The organism is Blautia sp. Marseille-P3087 (genome assembly GCF_900120195.1).
Classification (GTDB): domain Bacteria; phylum Bacillota; class Clostridia; order Lachnospirales; family Lachnospiraceae; genus Blautia_A.
The window spans coordinates 125,879-145,270 of sequence record NZ_LT635539.1; the positions used below are offsets into that span (position 1 = coordinate 125,879).

18 protein-coding genes are annotated in these 19,392 nt (G+C 44.0%); 14 read left to right on the forward strand and 4 right to left on the reverse strand.

Annotation, left to right across the window (positions count from 1 at the left end):
• The first annotated feature begins 6 nt into the window (after positions 1 to 6).
• From BQ7344_RS00555 to BQ7344_RS00575, 5 genes are all read left to right on the forward strand, one after another.
• The gene (locus tag BQ7344_RS00555) at positions 7 to 1,212 is read left to right on the forward strand and encodes an SPFH domain-containing protein (RefSeq protein ID WP_072520971.1); all 1,206 of its coding nucleotides are present in this window, start codon (positions 7 to 9) and stop codon (positions 1,210 to 1,212) included.
• Positions 1,213 to 1,233: 21 nt separating this feature from the next.
• Positions 1,234 to 2,331, forward strand: coding sequence for a TFIIB-type zinc ribbon-containing protein (locus BQ7344_RS00560; protein WP_072520972.1), 1,098 nt, complete (start codon positions 1,234 to 1,236; stop codon positions 2,329 to 2,331).
• On the forward strand, positions 2,332 to 3,210 hold the full coding sequence (locus BQ7344_RS00565) for a TPM domain-containing protein (protein WP_072520973.1): 879 nt from the start codon (positions 2,332 to 2,334) through the stop codon (positions 3,208 to 3,210).
• 309 nt (positions 3,211 to 3,519) lie between these two features.
• Positions 3,520 to 4,920 (forward strand): sodium:proton antiporter, encoded by a 1,401-nt coding sequence (locus BQ7344_RS00570; protein ID WP_200793055.1) that lies wholly within the window; start codon positions 3,520 to 3,522, stop codon positions 4,918 to 4,920.
• A 12-nt stretch (positions 4,921 to 4,932) separates the two neighbouring features.
• Positions 4,933 to 5,943, forward strand: coding sequence for a cytidylate kinase-like family protein (locus BQ7344_RS00575; protein ID WP_072520975.1), 1,011 nt, complete (start codon positions 4,933 to 4,935; stop codon positions 5,941 to 5,943).
• 85 nt (positions 5,944 to 6,028) lie between these two features.
• Here BQ7344_RS00575 and BQ7344_RS00580 read toward each other — a convergent pair whose 3' ends face one another.
• The gene (locus BQ7344_RS00580; RefSeq protein WP_072520976.1) at positions 6,029 to 6,676 is read right to left on the reverse strand and encodes a helix-turn-helix transcriptional regulator; all 648 of its coding nucleotides are present in this window, start codon (positions 6,674 to 6,676) and stop codon (positions 6,029 to 6,031) included.
• A gap of 224 nt (positions 6,677 to 6,900) precedes the next feature.
• Between BQ7344_RS00580 and hydA the strand changes: the two genes are divergently transcribed.
• The 3 genes from hydA (at position 6,901) to BQ7344_RS00595 (ending at position 9,917) form a co-directional block, all read left to right on the forward strand.
• Positions 6,901 to 8,274, forward strand: a complete 1,374-nt coding sequence (hydA, locus tag BQ7344_RS00585) for a dihydropyrimidinase (protein ID WP_072520977.1) — start codon at positions 6,901 to 6,903, stop codon at positions 8,272 to 8,274.
• A gap of 17 nt (positions 8,275 to 8,291) precedes the next feature.
• Entirely contained in the window at positions 8,292 to 9,338 is a 1,047-nt protein-coding gene (hydE, locus tag BQ7344_RS00590) for a [FeFe] hydrogenase H-cluster radical SAM maturase HydE (protein WP_072520978.1), read from the forward strand.
• A gap of 117 nt (positions 9,339 to 9,455) precedes the next feature.
• The gene (locus BQ7344_RS00595; RefSeq protein WP_072520979.1) at positions 9,456 to 9,917 is read left to right on the forward strand and encodes an SH3 domain-containing protein; all 462 of its coding nucleotides are present in this window, start codon (positions 9,456 to 9,458) and stop codon (positions 9,915 to 9,917) included.
• Between the two features lie 97 nt (positions 9,918 to 10,014).
• Here BQ7344_RS00595 and BQ7344_RS00600 read toward each other — a convergent pair whose 3' ends face one another.
• On the reverse strand, positions 10,015 to 10,494 hold the full coding sequence (locus tag BQ7344_RS00600; protein WP_072520980.1) for an S-ribosylhomocysteine lyase: 480 nt from the start codon (positions 10,492 to 10,494) through the stop codon (positions 10,015 to 10,017).
• Between the two features lie 175 nt (positions 10,495 to 10,669).
• Here BQ7344_RS00600 and BQ7344_RS00605 point away from each other — a divergent pair, with 175 nt between their 5' ends.
• Positions 10,670 to 11,482, forward strand: coding sequence for a peptidylprolyl isomerase (locus tag BQ7344_RS00605; RefSeq protein WP_072520981.1), 813 nt, complete (start codon positions 10,670 to 10,672; stop codon positions 11,480 to 11,482).
• Between the two features lie 111 nt (positions 11,483 to 11,593).
• Here BQ7344_RS00605 and BQ7344_RS00610 read toward each other — a convergent pair whose 3' ends face one another.
• Entirely contained in the window at positions 11,594 to 12,157 is a 564-nt protein-coding gene (locus tag BQ7344_RS00610) for a tRNA 5-(aminomethyl)-2-thiouridylate-methyltransferase MnmM (RefSeq protein WP_072520982.1), read from the reverse strand.
• Positions 12,158 to 12,328: 171 nt separating this feature from the next.
• Between BQ7344_RS00610 and coaBC the strand changes: the two genes are divergently transcribed.
• From coaBC to BQ7344_RS00625, 3 genes are all read left to right on the forward strand, one after another.
• Positions 12,329 to 13,534: a bifunctional phosphopantothenoylcysteine decarboxylase/phosphopantothenate--cysteine ligase CoaBC gene (coaBC, locus tag BQ7344_RS00615; RefSeq protein WP_072520983.1), complete on the forward strand. Its 1,206-nt coding sequence runs from the start codon at positions 12,329 to 12,331 to the stop codon at positions 13,532 to 13,534.
• Positions 13,535 to 13,629: 95 nt separating this feature from the next.
• Positions 13,630 to 14,268: an ECF transporter S component gene (locus BQ7344_RS00620; protein ID WP_015543031.1), complete on the forward strand. Its 639-nt coding sequence runs from the start codon at positions 13,630 to 13,632 to the stop codon at positions 14,266 to 14,268.
• Between the two features lie 50 nt (positions 14,269 to 14,318).
• Positions 14,319 to 15,083: a type III pantothenate kinase gene (locus tag BQ7344_RS00625; protein ID WP_015543030.1), complete on the forward strand. Its 765-nt coding sequence runs from the start codon at positions 14,319 to 14,321 to the stop codon at positions 15,081 to 15,083.
• A 2-nt stretch (positions 15,084 to 15,085) separates the two neighbouring features.
• Here the strand turns inward: BQ7344_RS00625 and BQ7344_RS00630 are convergent, their stop codons facing one another.
• Complete coding sequence (locus BQ7344_RS00630; protein ID WP_072520984.1) at positions 15,086 to 15,967, reverse strand: RluA family pseudouridine synthase; 882 nt, start codon at positions 15,965 to 15,967, stop codon at positions 15,086 to 15,088.
• 194 nt (positions 15,968 to 16,161) lie between these two features.
• Between BQ7344_RS00630 and gnpA the strand changes: the two genes are divergently transcribed.
• Entirely contained in the window at positions 16,162 to 18,333 is a 2,172-nt protein-coding gene (gene gnpA, locus BQ7344_RS00635) for a 1,3-beta-galactosyl-N-acetylhexosamine phosphorylase (protein WP_072520985.1), read from the forward strand.
• A gap of 2 nt (positions 18,334 to 18,335) precedes the next feature.
• Positions 18,336 to 19,388, forward strand: coding sequence for a PIG-L family deacetylase (locus BQ7344_RS15805; protein ID WP_159431338.1), 1,053 nt, complete (start codon positions 18,336 to 18,338; stop codon positions 19,386 to 19,388).
• Positions 19,389 to 19,392: the final 4 nt, after the last annotated feature.

Below are 19,392 nucleotides of genomic sequence, written 5' to 3' on the forward strand. Positions count from 1 at the left end.
TTACGTATGGGACTGATCAAAGCAGCAGCAGGGGCAGCAGGTGGTGTACTGGCTGACCAGTGGAAAGAATATTTTTACTGTGAAGCCATGCCGGCGGATGTTCTGATCACAAAGGCACACAAAAAAGTATCCGGAAGATCATCCAACAAACACGGCTCAGAGAATATTATTTCAAATGGTTCTGTAATTGCAGTCAATGACGGACAGTGTATGCTGATCGTAGAGCAGGGTAAGGTTGTAGATGTATGTGCAGAGCCGGGAGAATACAAATATGATATGTCTACAGAGCCGTCCGTTTTCTGCGGAGATCTGGGAGAGGGGATTCGCAATGTGTTCCAGCAGATCGGCAAACGTTTCACATTCGGAGGAGAGGCCCCGAAGGATCAGAGAGTATACTTTGTCAATACCAAAGAACTTGTAGGAAATAAATACGGCACACCGAATCCGGTGCCTTTCCGTGTAGTAGATGCAAACATCGGACTGGATATCGACATTTCCATCAAATGCTTTGGTGAATACAGCTATCGTATTGCAAACCCGATTCTTTTTTATACCAATGTATGTGGCAATGTGGAAGAAGACTACGAGAGAGAGGAAATCGACGGCCAGTTAAAGAGTGAACTTATGACTGCCCTGCAGCCGGCATTTGCCAGAATTTCCGAGCAGGGAATCCGTTACAGTGCACTTCCGGGACATACACAGGAACTTTCTGATGCACTGAATCAGGTACTTTCCGAAAAATGGAACAATTTACGTGGAATCCGCATTGTTTCACTTGGCGTATCCAGCGTAAAGGCTTCAGAAGAAGATGAAGCAATGATCAAAGAACTTCAGAGAAATGCTGCATTCCGTAATCCGACAATGGCAGCGGCACACATGGTCGGTGCACAGGCAAGTGCGATGCAGGCGGCAGCTTCCAATCAGAATGCCGGACCAGCAATGGCATTTGCAGGACTGAATATGGCAGCAAATGCAGGTGGAGTGAATGCACAGAATTTATTTGCGATGGGAACACAACAGACGCAGCCGATGCAGCCGGTGCAGCCGCAGACTCAGGCAGCAGGAGGATGGACCTGCAGCTGTGGAGCAGTCAATACCGGAAAATTCTGCCAGGAGTGTGGCCAGCCGCGCCCGGCGGGACCGTGGACCTGCAGCTGTGGAGCAACAAACACCGGTAAATTCTGTCAGGAATGCGGAAAACCGAGACCATAAGTATTGTGGAAGGAATAATGTATGGATACAGTAAATTACAAATGTCCAAATTGTTCTGCTGGCCTTGCGTTTGACAGTAAATCTCAGAAAATGAAATGTGAATACTGTGGAAACGCATATTCACTGGAAGAATTGGAACAGCTTGCAGAGCAGCAGGATACAGTTAAAGAAGATACGACGACTCACTGGGAGGGATTTGAGCCGGAACAGTGGCAGTCAGATGAAAAATCAAACATGGCGGTGTGGAGCTGTCCGTCCTGCGGAGCTGAGGTGCTTGCGGAAAAGACAACAGGTGCAACTATTTGTCCGTACTGTGATAATCCGATGATCATGCCGGAGCAATTTGCAGATACCTATCGTCCTGATTATGTGATCCCGTTTAAAAAATCCAAAAAAGAAGCAATAGAGGCGCTTAAGAAGCACTACGAAAAGAAACCGCTTCTGCCCAGGGTGTTCAAAAATGAAAATCATATTGAGGAGATAAAGGCGGTTTATGTACCGTTCTGGCTGTTTGATCTGGATACGGCAGGAAGATTCCAGTATGATGCGACCAGAAGCAGAGTATGGGATGATGATGATTATACATATACAGAGACCAGCCATTATCGCGTAGTACGTGCCGGTAAAATGAAGTTTCAAAAAATTCCGGTTGATGGTTCAAAAGTAATCGATGACACGATGATGGAGGCAATAGAGCCTTATGATTATGCTGATCTCAAGGAATTTAATCTGTCCTATCTTTCAGGATATATGGCGGATAAATATGATCAGGAGCCGGATGATCTGACTGCAAGAGTTTATGAGCGGATGGAGCAGAGTGTGCGGGAAGGCTTCCGGGATTCTGTTGAATGCTATGAAACAGTAACCACCAAGAAAGAAAAGATTACTGTAACAAATAAAGGACAGGTAAAATACGGCCTGTTTCCGGTATGGTTCCTTAATACAAAATGGAATGGACAGACATATTCCTTTGCAATGAATGGTCAGACCGGACATCTGATAGGGGATCTTCCTGTCGGAAAAACGCTGGCAGTCAAGTACTGGTTTAAGCATCATATTCCACTGACTCTTATAATGGCGGCAATTGTTACAGTGTTGCGTCTGAAAGGGGTGATCTGAGTGAAAAAAACAAAATTGTTATTAAGTGGTTTATTGCTCAGTATCAGTCTGGGAATGATTTTGCCTGCGGTTTCCTTTGCAGCCACAGATACGTCTGCCACTTCATCGACAGATGAAAATGACGCAGATGAGACAACAGATGGTGGAGAATTTACATGGGTATATGATGCGTATGGTCTTTTAAGTGATGAACAGTATACAGAACTTGAGGACGAGCTTGCTGAAATATATGATGAGTACAAATATGATGTGGTGCTGGCTATTTCTCCTGATATAGGAGAGGAGCATGATTACAGGAAGTATGTAGCGACATTTATGCAGACGAATGAAATCGGATATGGCGATACTCATGAGGGAATGTGTATTTTTCATCAGCCGGATGCAAGAAATATTACGATCGTATTCCGTGGGGAAACGCAGGATGATTTCACAGAAAGCATTCAGGAAGAAATGCTGGATAAGTGTAAGGAAAGGCTGAAAGCAGATGATCCGTTTGGCGGCTATCAGTCATTGATCAGGGATTTGAAAAGCGGGCTTTCGAGAATCTCTGAGGGCAAAAAAATACGCCCGATGGATATAGATGACGGTACAGTGTCCTCTCGCTTTTTTACAGATCTGCTCATGGCTTTTGTAATTATGGCGATTCCGACAGCACTCATGACATGGCATCAGGTACGTAAAATGAAAACAAAAGTGCAGCAGTCCAACGCCGACCAGTACACGGCAGATGGCGGACTGGAGCTTACTGAAAAAAGGGATATTTTCCTTTATACAACCATGACAAAAACAGAAAAACCAAAGAATGATGATAATGACAGTGATTCCGGAAGTTTTTCCAGTGGCGGAGAGAGTTTTTCAGGCTCCAGCAGTGACTATTAAACGAGTATACAAAAACGGTTCAGTCTCCGGTGGATTCCGGAAACTGAGCCGCTTTTTTGTATACAGTGAATTTGCATCAAAACTGCACAATATGGTACATAAATACTTTGAAGAAGTACAGCAATGTACTGATAAAAATACAATATATAGGAAAAATGCACAAAACTGCTCAATAAAACGCATGATTTGTTGAATGAAAGTGCAATTGTAATTTGCAATGGTTATGATATAATTTCCACTGGTTGAAAACTAAACGTGGGGGTGACATCTTTGAAAAAAACAGTAACATTTTTTGGAATGCTTCTGACCATGCTTTTGATGTGTCCGACAGGTGTCTGGGCCGCAGGCGGCAACGAGACAACCACTCAGGTGCCGGTATGGCTTTGTATTCCGTTTGCAGGACTTCTGCTCTGTATTGCAGTGATGCCGCTGATCAAAGCAGAATGGTGGGAGGCACATCAGCCACATGTCGTTCTTATGTGGATACTTCTGATGGTAATTCCTTTTGTAGTTGTTTATGGTGCAGGGATGGCAACGGAAACGGTTCTCGAATGCATTGTAAATGATTATCTTACTTTTATTGTTCTTTTGTTTGGACTTTTTTGCGTTTCCGGTAACATTACGATGGAGGGAGATTTCGCCGGCTCGCCGCGCGTCAATGCGTGTCTGCTTGCTTTCGGAACACTTTTGTCAAGCTGCATCGGAACGACCGGAGCAAGTATGTTGATGGTTCGTCCTGTCATCAAGATGAATTCATGGAGAAAAAGAAAAAGCCATATCATGGTATTCTTCATCTTTATGGTTTCCAATATGGGAGGATGTCTGACACCAATCGGAGATCCGCCGCTTCTGATGGGCTTTATGCGTGGCGTTCCGTTTTTCTGGAGTCTGCATCTGTTCCCGGTACTTCTGTTTAATATGGTGATCCTGCTGTTTGTATTCTATCATGTAGACAAACTTGCATATCGCAAAGATATTGCACAGGGACGTAAACCGGATATCAGCAAGCCGGGTACAGAATTTCATATTGATGGATTACATAACATTATTTTCCTCGTAATGATCGTGGCAGCGGTTATTTTAAGTGGTGTTCTTCCGGGGCTTTCTGCATTCCAGAATGCTTCTGGTGAGGTGATGGGAATTCATATTTTCGGAGAAGTGACACTGACTTTCCCGGCACTGATTGAGATCGTCATGATCCTGCTTGCAGCATTTTTGTCCTTTAAAACAACGGATAAGAGCATTCGCAGAAGAAACCATTTTACATGGGGTGCAATCAAAGAAGTCGCCGTATTGTTTATTGGTATTTTTGTTACGATGCAGCCGGCACTGATGCTGTTGAAATCACTTGGTCCGCATCTTGGTCTGTCAAGACCGCTGGAAATGTTCTGGGCGACGGGTGCGCTGTCCAGTTTCCTGGATAATACACCAACCTATCTGGTATTCCTTACAACTGCAGGTACACTTGGATTTATGAATGGTGTGACAACAAGTCTAGGAACCGTACCGGTCAAACTTTTGTCCGCTATTTCCTGCGGTGCTGTATTTATGGGAGCCAATACATATATCGGTAATGCGCCGAACTTTATGGTAAAATCAATCTCTGACGAAAACGGTGTTAAAATGCCGTCCTTCTTCGGATACATATTATGGTCACTTGTATTTCTTGTTCCGGTATTTATACTGGATATGCTTGTGTTCTTTATGTAAGGGGGGAGAATTATGTCAGAAAATATCAATCAGGAAATATATACAGAACTTGCCAACCGGATTTATGATCTGGATGGAGAGGTTTATCGTGTACTGGGATCGTCTCTGGGACGTACCTTTACCGGAAATCGTGACACAACGATCCGTACGTTGAGCATGCTGATGTACACAAAACCGGATGGACATCTTCTTCGAAGCGAACTGGCACTGATCAGTAACATGGCGAGAACTATCAAGGATGATGCCGAGAGAAGTCGCCTGATGACAGAATATGATGAGATCCTGAAGGCAATTGAGAAACTTCCGGATATGTTCGGAAAGACAGATATCATCGATGCAGAGCGTGTGGCATTGAACCTTGCTGCAAGACGTGAGAAGATTTCAGAGGATGACCACCTTGTGATCTGTATCAGCCGTACTCAGGGAAGTGCCGGAAATGATATCGGATTCGAACTGGCGGATAATCTCAGAATCAATTACTATGATGTTGAAATCTTTGATCAGGTTCTGAAACGTCTGGAAGCAGAAAAAGATGCCGTACAGGACAAAGAGAATTTTACAGAGTTCAACAAATATGGAAAGAAAACACACGAAAGTCTTCGCACGAAACTGAAAGAGCTGAACCGATATCACGGACTTTCAAAGCAGGATGCAGTTTTCTTCAATATGAGTGATCTGATCTGCGACCTTGCACGGACAGAAGACTGTCTGATCATGGGACGCTGTGCAGATGCAATCCTGAAAAATAACCATATTCCGCATATCAGTATTTTTATCAGTGCACCATTCCAGGTTCGCACACAGCATGTCATGGATGTGCGGAACATGGATATGAAAGAAGCCGTCCGTTTCCTCAAGAAAATGGATAAACAGCATAAGAAATACTATGAATTTTATACTGGTGAGAAATGGGGTAAACCAGAGAATTATGACCTCTGCATCAACAGTGCAAACTATGGAATCAAAGAGACGATTGATGTGATCAAACGTCTTTTGAATCAGCAGACCGTGCAGCGCAATTAAATAAAGCGAAAAGAAAATCCGCAGGATGTTGTCCTAAGAATGACAGCAGACTGCGGATTTTTTATGGGAAATATAAAAATATAAATTATTTATTTACATCAATGTAACTGTACAGAGTATATTTTGATATACCAAAATAACTTGCAACTTTGTCGCCGGATTTTGTGATCAGGAATGCACCGGAATCATTCAGAAACTGAATGGCAGTTACTTTGTCCTCTTTATTCATGAGGGCAACCGGTTTTCCGACCAGGGCAACGGATTCCTCAATCAGGTGATCCAGAAGATCATTGACGCTGTGAGTGATTTCCTTTGGCTTTTCCTCTTTGTTTACAGGAGTGATCAGAGAGTGCAGTGCACTTTCAATCATAGTAAGTTTGGTAATATCGTAGTTGATTCCAAATACATAGTGAAGACTGCCGTCATCGTCACGAATATAGGAAGTACTGCATTTCAGAATCTTACCATCAGAAGTCTTCATCAGATATCCGGGATGATCCTGAATTTCATCCGTCGGATCACTGCCTTTTTTGTTGTTATGGCGGATGACATCAAATACAGCATTGGAAGGACCATCGCCGATCCCTCTGCCGGTAACATGACCATTTTCGATATATACAATAGAATGTTCCGGATCGTTTGTCTTAAGATCGTGGATCACGATTTCACAATCAGGACCAAATTGAGAAGCGAGATCACTTGCAATCTGCTTTAATACAGTCAGACGTCCCATTATTATTCCTCCTCCATGTTATAGTGTTAATATTAATATAACATATATTTTTTTTAAGATAAAGATTTTTCCAGAGAAAAATTAAGGAGCCCTTAAAAAAATTGTTTTAAATTGACCGGAATGCATAGACAGTAGTTGATAGTAGCATGGAAGAATGTTATATTTATATATCATATAGAATGATTTTTTTCGCAGTAAAACAATCATATTTCGGGGGTGGATTTATGAGATATTTATTAAAGAACGGAACTGTTGTTTCAGGAGAAAAATCAGAGCAGATGGATATACTGATAGAAGGGGAAAAGATTGCAGCAGTCGGACATAATCTGCAGGCTGAAGACGCAAAAGTGATTGACGCAGAGGGAAAACTTCTGTTTCCGGGATTTATTGACGGTCATACACATTTTGATCTGGAAGTTGCGTCAACTGTGACGGCAGATGATTTTGAGACCGGTACAAAAGCAGCAATCCTCGGCGGAACGACGCTGGTCATCGATTATGCTTCGCAGGACAAGGGTGGTCATACGCTCAAAGAAGGCCTTAAAAAATGGCATCAGAAGGCAGATAACAAATGTTCCTGTGACTATTCTTTCCACATGTCGATCGTAGAGTGGAACGAAAAGACGGAAGCGGAAGTTCAGGATATGATCGATCAGGGAATTACCAGCTTCAAGCTGTATATGACTTATCCGGCGATGATCGTTAATGATTGTGATATGTACAAAATTCTCAAAAAACTTGGCGAATGCGGTTGTTTTGCCGGTGTACACTGTGAAAATGCCGGAGTGATCGATGCTCTGATTGAAGAGGCAAAAAAAGCAGGTAGACTTGGACCGGAAAATCATCCGCTTGTCCGTCCGGACGATATGGAAGCAGAGGCAGTTCACCGCCTTCTGGTGATTGCAAAAGAAGCCAAAGCACCGGTCATGGTCGTGCATCTGACAAATAAAAAAGCACTGGAAGAAGTACGCAGGGCAAGAAAAGCAGGACAGACTGTTTATGCAGAGACCTGCCCACAGTATCTGCTGCTTGAAGACAGTGTTTATTCAAAACCGGATTTTCAGGGTGCTGTTTATGTATGTGCGCCTCCAATCCGCAAAAAAGAAGATCAGGAGTGCCTGTGGAAGGCTCTTGCAGAGGAAGAACTTCAGACCATAGCGACAGATCAGTGCAGCTTTACACTGGCACAGAAGGCACTTGGAAAAGATGATTTTACAAAGATACCGGGAGGTCTTCCGGGTGTGCAGACGCGGGGAACACTTATTTATACATATGGTGTGCGTGAGGGCAGAATCACGCAGGAACAGATGTGTAAATTCCTGTCAGAAAATCCTGCAAAACTGTATGGCATTTATCCACAAAAAGGTGTGATTGCACCGGGAAGTGACGCGGATATCGTATTGATTGATCCAGAGAAAGAAAGCGTGATTTCGGCTGCAACACATGCGTATAATACTGATAACAATCCATTCGAGGGATTTGAACTGAAATGCGGTATTGACAAGGTTTTCCTTCGTGGAAATCTTGCAGTTGATGATGGCAAACTGGTTCAGGAAAAACTGGGAAAATACATTTTCAGAGGTAAAAAACAAATCTGACCGAATGGGGATAGAATATGAAAAATTTAATAGATAAACTGCACCAGAAGAATTTCTTAAGTGCAGAGGAGTTTCACCGGCTTCTTGCAAATCGTTCACAGGAAGATGAGGAGTATGCGAGAAATCTTGCAAATCAGGTACGACAGCAGGTGTATGGAAATAAAATCTATGTACGTGGACTGATCGAGTTTACAAACTACTGCAAAAATGACTGTTTTTACTGTGGCATTCGGAGAAGTAACAGGGAGGCACAGAGATATCGCCTGACAGAAGAAGACATTTTGACATGCTGTGCCGAAGGATATGAACTCGGTTTTCGGACGTTTGTTCTTCAGGGAGGAGAAGATCCGTTTTTTACCGATGAAAAGATAGTGCACATGATTCATGAAATCAAGAAAAAATATCCGGACTGCGCACTGACACTTTCCATTGGTGAAAAATCCGAAGAAAGCTATCGTGCCTTTCGCGAGGCAGGCGCTGACCGTTATCTCCTGAGGCATGAAACTGCGGATACACGTCACTACAGCAGACTTCATCCATATGAGATGTCGTGTGAACACCGCAAAAACTGTCTGCGTACATTGAAGAAACTGGGATTTCAGACCGGTGCCGGATTTATGGTCGGCTCACCACTTCAGACGATTGATGATCTGGTGGCGGATTTCCTGTTTCTGAAAGAACTGGATCCGGAGATGGTGGGAATCGGGCCGTTTATCCCGCACAAAGATACTCCGTTTGCCGAGGAGCGAGGAGGAACGCTGGAGGATACATTGTTTTATCTGGCGCTTCTGCGTCTGATGCTTCCACATGTATTGCTGCCGGCGACAACGGCGCTTGGAACAATTCATCCAGAAGGACGTGAAATGGGGGTACTTTCAGGGGCAAATGTCGTAATGCCGAACCTTTCTCCGATTTCTGTCCGAAAAAAATACATGCTCTACGATGGCAAAATTTGTACAGGAGATGAATCAGCACAGTGCAGAAGCTGTCTGTCGGGGCGGATGAAACAAATTGGCTGTGAAATCGTTACAGACAGAGGCGATTATAGGAAAAGTGAAGAATAGGTGTTACTGTCCACAGGCAGGAGATGAGCATCACAATAAAAAAGGCTTGCATAATGCCCCGAAGTTGGGGTATAGTGTCTATATGCGTTGTTATGCTATAAAGGAGGAAATATTTTTATGAAGAAATCCAGATTACTGATCCTGCTTGCAGCTCTGGCAGTGGCAGCGTCCGGATGCGGATACAGCACCGGAGGAGAGGATTCCACTGTGACTGTGATCGAAGCAACTCCGACTCCAACTGCAACTCCTACACCGGAAGCTACACCGACTCCGGAAGCTACACCGACTCCGGCCCAGGAAATGTCACAGACAGCAGCAGGTGTAAATATCATAAAACAAAATGCTACATATTATGCGATTGAAGGTGTAAATGTTCGTTCGGACTGCAGTACAGATGCCGAGATCATTACCGGTACGACGGTGGGACAGGCACTGACCAGTACAGGTGTCAGCGAAGACGGACAGTGGGTTGAAGTAACTATCAATAACCAGACCGGTTATGTAAGTGCCAAGTATGTTTCCAAAGAAGCACCGGCAGGTACCGCCGCGACAGACACGACTGCGCAGGCTGTACAGTAAATAAGACTATATATGCACAAAGAAACACCGGACTTTATGTAAGCCCGGTGTTTTTGTTCGTTGTCTGAAAGTACATTCAGGTAATGGTCTGGTCAGTTTATTCCGGATAAGTAAGGCGGTCCGGCTGAATGTCATAGAGGACATTTTTGAGATACTTGTCGGCAAGATATTTTGCCATGCCAAGATTCATATCGAGATAGTTACCGCAGTCTTTTGCGGATGCCCCCGGAATCTCTCCCTCGAAATCACGGATAAATTCAAACATTTCAATCATCAGAGGTACGATATCTTTGGACTCATAATCTCCTGCGAGAAGCAGATAGTTGCCGGTACGGCAGCCCATCGGTCCCCAGTAGATGATCTTTGGTCCAAATTCTGCATGGTTACGGAGAAAAGTAGCTGCGAGATGTTCCATGGCATGCAGTTCAGCAGTATTCATGACTGGTTCTTCATTCGGGGAGGTCATACGGATATCAAAAGTGGTGATTACTTCCTCTCCGAGATAATCCTTACGGGAAACATAAATGCCCGGCTGCAGTTTGATATGGTCAATCGTAAAACTTGCGATTTTTTTCATTAAAAATTCATTCCTTTCATATATGATTTAGATGTATATTATGTATGACATTGCTGTATCTATTGTAACAGAGCGGCGCGCTTGATACAAGCAGTGGTTTTGACCGGAATTGACTTTATTTTCGCATAATGTTACACTGTGGATATTGTAAGAAAAAGAAAAGGAGGATCAGATCATGAAATCCAGAGTTCTTGCAGTGCTTTTTGCGGCAATGCTGACAGCGGGTACACTTGCCGGATGTGGCAGCAAAGCAGCAGAAAACACAGAGACCAAAACAGAAGACACAAAAGAAGAAACTGCCAATGATACAGAAGAAAACGTGAGTGATACGGAAGATTCAGAAGAGGAAGATGCTTCTGAAGCAGATACAACAGTGACATTGGAAGATTCGGAGGAAGGAGATGCAGAAGAAGAGGCAGGAGATTCTGTGTTTTCAGATGCTTCCGAAGATGAAAATGCAATTGTGGAAATTGATACAAGTAAAGAACTGACAGGAATCCATCATGCAGATATCAATATCCGTGACTATGGAGAGATTCAGGTAGAGCTTGATGCAGATACAGCACCAGTTACGGTTACAAATTTTGTAAAACTGGTACAGGATGATTTCTATGACGGACTTACTTTCTGGCGCATCATGGATGGATTTATGATGCAGGGCGGAGATCCGAAGGGAAATGGAACAGGCGGTTCCGGTGAGACGATCAAAGGTGAATTTTCCAGTAATGGTGTAGACAATGACATTTCTCATACGCGGGGAACGATCTCTATGGCGAGATCTACCGATCCGGACAGTGCAAGCTCCCAGTTCTTTATTGTACAGTCAGACAGCACTTTTCTGGATGGAGATTATGCAGCATTTGGACATGTTACAGAAGGAATGGACATTGTAGATAAGATCTGTAAGGAAGCAAAGCCTACAGATGATAATGGTTCGATCAAGGCAGATGAGCAGCCGGTGATCGAGAGCATTCGAATGACAGACTGATTTCAGAGTAAGAAAGGCCGATATATCAAATTAAGGTATACCGGTCTTTTTTATACCCAAATATGCAAGAGAAGCTGCCAGTGTCAGGTCCTCTGTATGTGCGCCCTGTTACTACTGACGTATGATCAGCACAGGGATGGGCGGATTGTTCGGACGGTTATAATAGTCGCTTCGTATTACCAGATACTTGTGCGAATCCAGGTTTTTCAGCCAGGAGAGGACAGCATCGCGTTCCTCAAACCCGGAATCGCCTCCGCTGTAGATGCAAAGAGAGATGAGACCGCCTTTTTTCAGAAGGGAAAGACTCCTGGTGAGTGCTTCGATGCTGGAAGAAGCCTGGGTGGCTTTTGTGTGATCGCCACCGGGAAGATAGCCAAGATTAAACACAATACAGCTGACAGATTCGGGCTGTACATAGTGATCCATGTTTGTATGAGATTCCAGAAGCAGTGTGTAATTTTGGGGAGCATCTGCATCCAGAAGTCGCTGACGTGTATGAGCGAGTGCCTGTTCCTGGATATCAAAGGCATATACATGACCTGTTTCCTTACATAATGAACTAAGAAGAATGGTATCGTTGCCGTTTCCCATTGTGGCATCAATGCAGATGTCTCCGGGCTGCACCTGTTCTGTGATAAAGCGGGCACACCATTGCGTGATCTGAACTGCTTTCATAAAGACCTCCGTAAAACTGTATTCTTCTGGATACTATAGTACAGATTTTCTATTTCTTCAATAAAATGCTGTATAAAAAATCGAACACTGGAAAAATACGTTGCAATTACAGACAGGACTGTTATAATGAAACAGATGTAAAAAGCGTGAACGTCAAAGGAGGAGAAGACTATGTTACAGGGGAAGACCGTTCTTCTGGGAGTGACCGGAAGTATTGCGGCATATAAGATTGCATATCTTGCCAGCGCACTGAAGAAACTTCATGCACAGGTTCATGTACTGATGACAAAAAATGCCACAAACTTTATCAATCCGATCACATTTGAATCTCTGACAGGAAACAAATGTCTGGTAGATACCTTTGACCGGAATTTTCAGTTTCAGGTGGAGCATGTATCAATTGCAAAGCAGGCGGATGTGGTGATGATCGCACCGGCGAGCGCAAATGTGATCGGCAAGCTTGCACATGGAATTGCAGATGACATGCTGACAACTACGATCATGGCATGTAAATGTAAAAAAATCATTTCACCAGCCATGAACACCAATATGTACGAAAATCCGATTGTTCAGGACAATCTGGCAATTCTGCAGCATTATGGCTATGAAGTGATCGAACCTGCGAGCGGTTATCTTGCATGTGGAGATACGGGAGCCGGTAAGATGCCGGAGCCGGAAATGCTTCTTGAATATATCCTTCGGGAGATCGCGAAGGAAAAAGATCTGTCAGGGCGTAAAGTTCTGGTAACCGCAGGTCCGACACAGGAAGCCATCGATCCGGTACGCTATATTACGAATCATTCATCGGGAAAGATGGGATATGCCCTGGCAAAAGCAGCAATGCTCCGTGGAGCACAGGTGACTCTGGTCAGTGGTCCGTGTGCCATCGAACCGCCGCCGTTTGTAAAGCTTGTTCCGATAGTAACGGCTAAAGAGATGTTTGATGCAGTGACCTCTGTAAGCTTTGAGCAGGACATTATTATTAAAGCGGCCGCAGTTGCAGATTATCGTCCTGCGAAGGTGTTTGATGATAAGGTCAAGAAGCAGGAAGGCCAGATGAGCATTGAACTGGAAAAAACGGATGATATCCTTCAGTATCTGGGGGACAACCGTGTTCCGGGACAGTTTTTATGTGGATTTTCGATGGAAACACAAAATATGCTTGGTAATTCCAGAGCCAAACTTGGCAAGAAACATCTGGATATGGTGGCAGCCAACAATCTTAAAGTGGCAGGAGCCGGATTCCAGGGAGATACCAATGTGCTGACTCTGATTACACAGGATGAGGACGTATCACTCCAGCTTATGAGCAAGGAGGATGCAGCCAATATCATTCTGGATAAAATCCTTTCGATCATGAAAGAAAGGAAACAGTAACCCGTTCACCAGGAAGCGGGTAAATAAAATTCATATGCCCGCAATTCTGCACCGTATTGTATCCCGCGTAAGGGAACGATAACAAGGAGGAAAACATGAAAACAAAGAAATTTAACACATCACAGCTCACCATTCTGGGACTTATGTCCGGCATCCTTTTTCTGATGGCCTACACACCGCTTGGTTATCTCAATGTAGGACCGCTGGCAGTCACCTTTAATGTGATTCCGGTTGCAATCTGTGCCATTGTCCTTGGACCGACAGGAGGCGCTGTTGCAGGTGCCGTATTTGGACTGACCAGCTATATGCAGGCTATGGGAATCGGTGGAGTAAGTGCTCTCGGCTCAGCTCTTTTTCAGATCAGCCCGGTACTGACTGCTATTCAGTGCTTTGTACCGCGTATTCTGGATGGTATCTGCCTCGGATTAATTTACAGAGTCGTACACAAAAAAGCGAACACCTATGTATCCTGCGCAGTTACAGGATTCTTTTCCGCTTTTCTGAATACCCTGTTTTTTATGAGTGCACTTGTTATGATGTTTGGAAATACAGAACTGATCCAGAATCTTATGGGTGGAAGAAATATCATCGTAGGATGCTGCGTGATGGTTGGGTTCAATGCAATCAGTGAGATGATTTCTTCTACGATCATCACTGCTGCAGTAGGAACTGCTCTTTCAAAAGCACATCTGATTCCGGCAGCCCAGATTGCAAAACCAGATACTGCTGCATAAAAAGTATATAGATCCACAGGTGTGGACATACAGGATTGGAATGAAAAACTATGATTTTAGCTATTGATATCGGAAATACCAACATTGTTGTTGGCTGCATTGACAAAGAAAAAATATATTTGACAGAGCGTATTTCTACGATACGTACCAAGACCGAACTGGAGTATGCAATCGATATCAAGACGATTCTTGATATTCATCATATCAATCGTGCAGATATTGAAGGAGCAATCATTTCTTCCGTTGTTCCGCAGATCACATTCGCCGCGCGTCTTGCGGTACAGAAGATTCTTAAGAAAGATGCGATGATCGTAGGTCCGGGAGTGAAGACCGGGCTGAATATCCTTCTGGATAATCCGGGAGAGATGGGAGCTGACCGCGTGGCTGATGCAGTGGCAGCTCTTGCACAGTATCCTGTTCCGCTTGTGATCGTAGATATGGGGACAGCAACAACAATTTCTGTAGTGGACGATAAGAAGCATTACATCGGGGGAATGATCCTTCCGGGGGTACAGATCTCGCTGGATGCACTGACAAGCAGAGCATCGCAGTTAAGTGGAATCAGTATTGAAGAACCAAAGAAGATTATCGGCAAGAATACAGTGGATTGTATGAAGAGTGGAATTCTCTATGGAAATGCAGCTGCGGTAGACGGTATCATTGATCGGATCGAGGAAGAACTGGGACAGAAAGTTACAGTGATCGCGACAGGAGGAATGTCCAGAAAAATCGTCCCGCACTGTAAACGCGAGATGATCCTGGACGGAGATCTTCTCCTGAAGGGACTTCAGATCATATACGACAAAAACAAATAAAATCAAAAGGCATTGCACATATCTTCAGAAACCGGTGCAAGCAGGCACATAGGCTTATCAGTGACCGGATGTCGGAATTCCAGCTGAAGAGAGTGGAGAGGCTGACGTTTGAAGCAATCATATACCGGATGGTACAGATAATCCGCAGGAAGCGGATGGCCGATGTATCCCATATGCACCCGAATTTGATGGGTGCGCCCGGTTTCAAGATGAATTTCCAGAAGAGAATGTTCGTTTTTGACTTCCAGTCGTTCATAGTGAGTGACAGCAGGTTCTCCGCGAAGAAAGTCTACATGCCGTTCAATAACTGAATCATCCACCCGACTGATCGGTGCAAAAATTGTACCGTTTGGCGGGGTGATACCTTCAACGACCGCCAGATAAGTTCGTCTTATCTGGCGGTTTCTCATTTGTGTGGAGAGTACGGCGGCACTGAAGGCATTTTTGGCAAGAATCAGGGCCCCGGAGGTGTCGCGGTCGAGGCGGTTGATACATCGGAAAGGACTGTGCTCATCCTTTGCATCAAGATAAGCGGCAACACCGTTTGCCAGAGTATTCGTGTAGTTGCCGATGGAAGGATGTACCGGCATATCGGCAGGTTTGTTTATGACCAGGATATCTTCGTCTTCATAAAGAATGGAAAGCGGCATCGAAACAGGGACGATTCCGTCGGAATCAACAGTTTCCAGAAGACGGACCCGGAAATGATCTCCGGCCAGAAGCTGTTCTCTGCCGCCGATCCGCTGACCGTTCCTTGTAAGAGCTTCTTTGTCAGCTTTCATAGAAGAGAGGATGTGTCTGGAAAATCCCTTCTTCCGAAGAAAGTCCAATACGGTCGTACCATGTTCATTTTCTGTGATTTGATAATGAAAAATTCGATTCATAATTCACCCCCGGATATCAATTTGTTTTATCAGAAGACTAGCACAGGTGAGGAATTCTGTCAAATGGATGATTGTGCAAAAATGATAAAGAAAAGTGCAAGAAACGGGATTGCATTTCGTGCGTAAACAAAGTATTCTATAAGTATTGAAAATAAGTAAAAATACCAAAAGGCTTAGATGGGGAGGATATAAAAATGGCAGCAGAAAAAGGACGTGTGACAATACCGACAGACCTTGATGTGATTAAGGAAACACTGGATATTATGGGGGAATGGGGCGCAGATGCAATCCGTGACTGTGATGGAACCGAGTTTCCGCAGGAACTGAAAGATACCGGCGCAAAGATCTATGCAACCTATTATACAACACGTAAAGACAATGCATGGGCGAAGGCACATCCGGAAGAAATCCAGCAGATGTATATTATGACTTCTTTTCATACAGCGGTGGAGGAAAAACTTGAAATTCATCTGATGGATCATCTGTACCCGGACATGCTCGCAGTCAATACTAGAGATGATATTTACAGATGGTGGGAAGTGATTGACCGTACGACAGGTGAGACCGTGGAAAATAAAGACTGGTCTTACGATGCAGAGAGCGGAAATGTCGTGATCCATCCGGCGAAGAAATTCCACGAGTATACGGTAAGCTTTCTTGCATACATCATGTGGGACCCGGTACATATGTACAATGCAGTGGTAAATGAATGGAAGGATGTAGAGCCGCAGATCACTTTTGATGTACGCCAGCCTGCGACAAGAGCACATTCTCTGGAACGTCTCCGTCGTTATCTGGAAAGCCATGAATATGTTGATGTGGTACGTTTTACCACATTTTTCCATCAGTTTACATTGATTTTTGATGAGATGGCAAGGGAAAAATATGTAGACTGGTTCGGTTATTCAGCTTCTGTAAGTCCGTATATCCTGGAACAGTTTGAAAAAGAAGTGGGGTATAAATTCCGCCCGGAATATATCATCGATCAGGGCTATATGAATAATACTTACCGTATTCCGTCAAAAGAATTTAAAGATTTTCAGGCTTTCCAGCGTCGTGAAGTAGCTGCACTTGCAAAAGAAATGGTAGATATTGTGCATGAATACGGAAGAGAAGCCATGATGTTCATGGGGGATCACTGGATCGGTATGGAACCATTTATGGATGAGTTTGCATCCATCGGACTAGATGCAGTTGTCGGAAGCGTTGGAAACGGTGCAACACTGCGCCTTTTCAGTGATATTAAACATGTGAAATACACAGAAGGAAGATTTTTGCCATATTTCTTCCCGGATACCTTCCATGAGGGTGGAGATCCGGTAAAAGAGGCAAAAATCAACTGGGTGACTGCAAGACGTGCGATCCTTAGAAGTCCGATCCAGAGAATCGGTTACGGCGGATATCTGAAACTGGCAATCCAGTTCCCGGACTTTGTAGAATACATCAAGTCCGTGTGCCAGGAATTCCGTACATTATATGATAATATTCAGGGAACAACACCTTATTGTGTGAAAAAAGTAGCAGTTCTGAACTGCTGGGGAAAGATGCGTTCCTGGGGAAACCATATGGTACACCATGCAATCTACTACAAACAGAATTATTCTTATTTCGGAATCATTGAAGCGTTGAGCGGTGCACCGTTTGATGTATCTTTTATCAGCTTTGATGACATCCGTGAAAATCCGGAGCTTCTGAAACAGTTTGATGTCGTTCTGAATGTTGGAGATGCAGATACCGCACAGAGCGGTGGTGAAAACTGGATCGATGAGACGGTTATCACTGCAGTCAAAGAGTTTGTATACAACGGCGGCGGATTTATCGGTGTCGGAGAGCCGGCGGCACATCAGTGGCAGGGACATTTCTTCCAGCTTGATGATGTACTTGGTGTCGAAGAAGAAAACGGTTTCAACCTCAATAAAGACAAATACAACTGGGAAGAACACAAGGATCATTTTATCCTTGCAGACTGTGATGGAGAAGTAGACTTCGGAGAAGGTAAGAAAAATATTTATGCACTTGACAGAACCGAAATCCTGATCCAGAAAGACAATGAAGTACAGATGGCAGTCAGAAGCTTCGGAAAAGGCCGTGGTGTATATATCAGCGGACTTCCGTACAGCTTCAAAAACAGCCGTGTCCTGTACCGGGCAGTGCTCTGGTCAGCATCCGCAGAAGAAGAACTGCACTGCTGGTATTCAACCAATTACAATGTGGAAGTTCACGCATATGTAAAGAATGGTAAATATTGTGTTGTGAATAACACTTATGAGCCACAGGATACGACCGTATACAGAGGTGACGGCAGCAGTTTTGACCTGCATATGGAAGCAAATGAGATTAAGTGGTATGAGATCCAGGAGGGATGAGGGTGAAAAAGATATTTAAGAAGGGTATATTTGCTATTGGTCTGCTTTTCATAGCTATGACCATGCTGACTGTTCCGGCAGGGGCGGCTACAGCGAAGTCAGCGCAGAATGGCTGGGTTCATGTCGGCAGAAATTATAAATACAAGCTGAACGGAAGATATGTGAAAAACAGAATCCAGAGGATTGGAAACAGTTATTACTATTTTGACCGGCAGGGCAATCGCCAGACCGGACTTCAGAAGTATCAGAATTTCCAGTATTATTTTCTGAAAAACGGAAAAATGGTCCGGAATCATTATATAACAATATCCGGGCAGAAATATTACGTGTTCAGAAATGGTAAAATCAGAAAAAACTGCTGGTATAATGGCAAATATTATAACAGTAAGGGGAAACTTGTACGTAATGCAGTGACGTACAATGCTTCCACCAGGGGAAGAATCAACAAAAGAATCCTGGATGAGCAGAGACTTGCGAATTGTTCCAATCTGATGATCGTTGCGCATCCGGATGATGAGACACTGTGGGGCGGTGCTCATTTAAGCGACGGAGGCTGGTTTGTTGTCTGTCTGACAAACGGATATAATGAGGTAAGAGAGGCTGAATTTCAGAGAGCAATGAAAGCCTGGAGATGTAAGGGGATCATATTGAGATATCCGGATGTGCGAGGAGGAAAGCGTTCCGACTGGAAAGACTTCAGAAAAAATATTGCAAAAGACATTGATACGGTCTTACAGTACAAACGCTGGAGGACAGTAGTCACTCATAATCCGGATGGTGAATATGGACATATTCACCACAAACTGACAAACAAGATTGTTACAGAATGCTATTACAAAAACAGTTATAACAGCAATTTCTATTACTTTGGAAAATTCTACTGGAATAATGCACTGAACCAGAAGAAAGGTTCGCTGCGCCAGATTTCCGGACAAAAGGCAAAGCGGAAACAGCAGATCGCCCGGCGGGTATATGTATCACAAAAAATAGCAGTGGATATGTATGAACATATGATACCATATGAGAACTGGGTAAGAGCTGAAAACTGGAATTAATGTG

What these genes read in the sequence shown, in the direction of transcription:
- BQ7344_RS00610 (WP_072520982.1), bottom strand. Translation starts at nt 12,157, where the DNA reads ATGAAAGCAGTTCAGATCACGCAATGGTGTGCCCGCTTTATCACAGAA.
- BQ7344_RS00600 (WP_072520980.1), bottom strand. Translation starts at nt 10,494, where the DNA reads ATGAAAAAAATCGCAAGTTTTACGATTGACCATATCAAACTGCAGCCG.
- gnpA (WP_072520985.1), top strand. Translation starts at nt 16,162, where the DNA reads ATGGCAGCAGAAAAAGGACGTGTGACAATACCGACAGACCTTGATGTG.
- BQ7344_RS00570 (WP_200793055.1), top strand. Translation starts at nt 3,520, where the DNA reads ATGCTTTTGATGTGTCCGACAGGTGTCTGGGCCGCAGGCGGCAACGAG.
- BQ7344_RS00595 (WP_072520979.1), top strand. Translation starts at nt 9,456, where the DNA reads ATGAAGAAATCCAGATTACTGATCCTGCTTGCAGCTCTGGCAGTGGCA.
- BQ7344_RS00555 (WP_072520971.1), top strand. Translation starts at nt 7, where the DNA reads ATGGGACTGATCAAAGCAGCAGCAGGGGCAGCAGGTGGTGTACTGGCT.
- BQ7344_RS00620 (WP_015543031.1), top strand. Translation starts at nt 13,630, where the DNA reads ATGAAAACAAAGAAATTTAACACATCACAGCTCACCATTCTGGGACTT.
- BQ7344_RS00625 (WP_015543030.1), top strand. Translation starts at nt 14,319, where the DNA reads ATGATTTTAGCTATTGATATCGGAAATACCAACATTGTTGTTGGCTGC.
- BQ7344_RS00630 (WP_072520984.1), bottom strand. Translation starts at nt 15,967, where the DNA reads ATGAATCGAATTTTTCATTATCAAATCACAGAAAATGAACATGGTACG.
- hydE (WP_072520978.1), top strand. Translation starts at nt 8,292, where the DNA reads ATGAAAAATTTAATAGATAAACTGCACCAGAAGAATTTCTTAAGTGCA.
- BQ7344_RS00580 (WP_072520976.1), bottom strand. Translation starts at nt 6,676, where the DNA reads ATGGGACGTCTGACTGTATTAAAGCAGATTGCAAGTGATCTCGCTTCT.
- BQ7344_RS00575 (WP_072520975.1), top strand. Translation starts at nt 4,933, where the DNA reads ATGTCAGAAAATATCAATCAGGAAATATATACAGAACTTGCCAACCGG.
- coaBC (WP_072520983.1), top strand. Translation starts at nt 12,329, where the DNA reads ATGTTACAGGGGAAGACCGTTCTTCTGGGAGTGACCGGAAGTATTGCG.
- BQ7344_RS00560 (WP_072520972.1), top strand. Translation starts at nt 1,234, where the DNA reads ATGGATACAGTAAATTACAAATGTCCAAATTGTTCTGCTGGCCTTGCG.
- hydA (WP_072520977.1), top strand. Translation starts at nt 6,901, where the DNA reads ATGAGATATTTATTAAAGAACGGAACTGTTGTTTCAGGAGAAAAATCA.
- BQ7344_RS00605 (WP_072520981.1), top strand. Translation starts at nt 10,670, where the DNA reads ATGAAATCCAGAGTTCTTGCAGTGCTTTTTGCGGCAATGCTGACAGCG.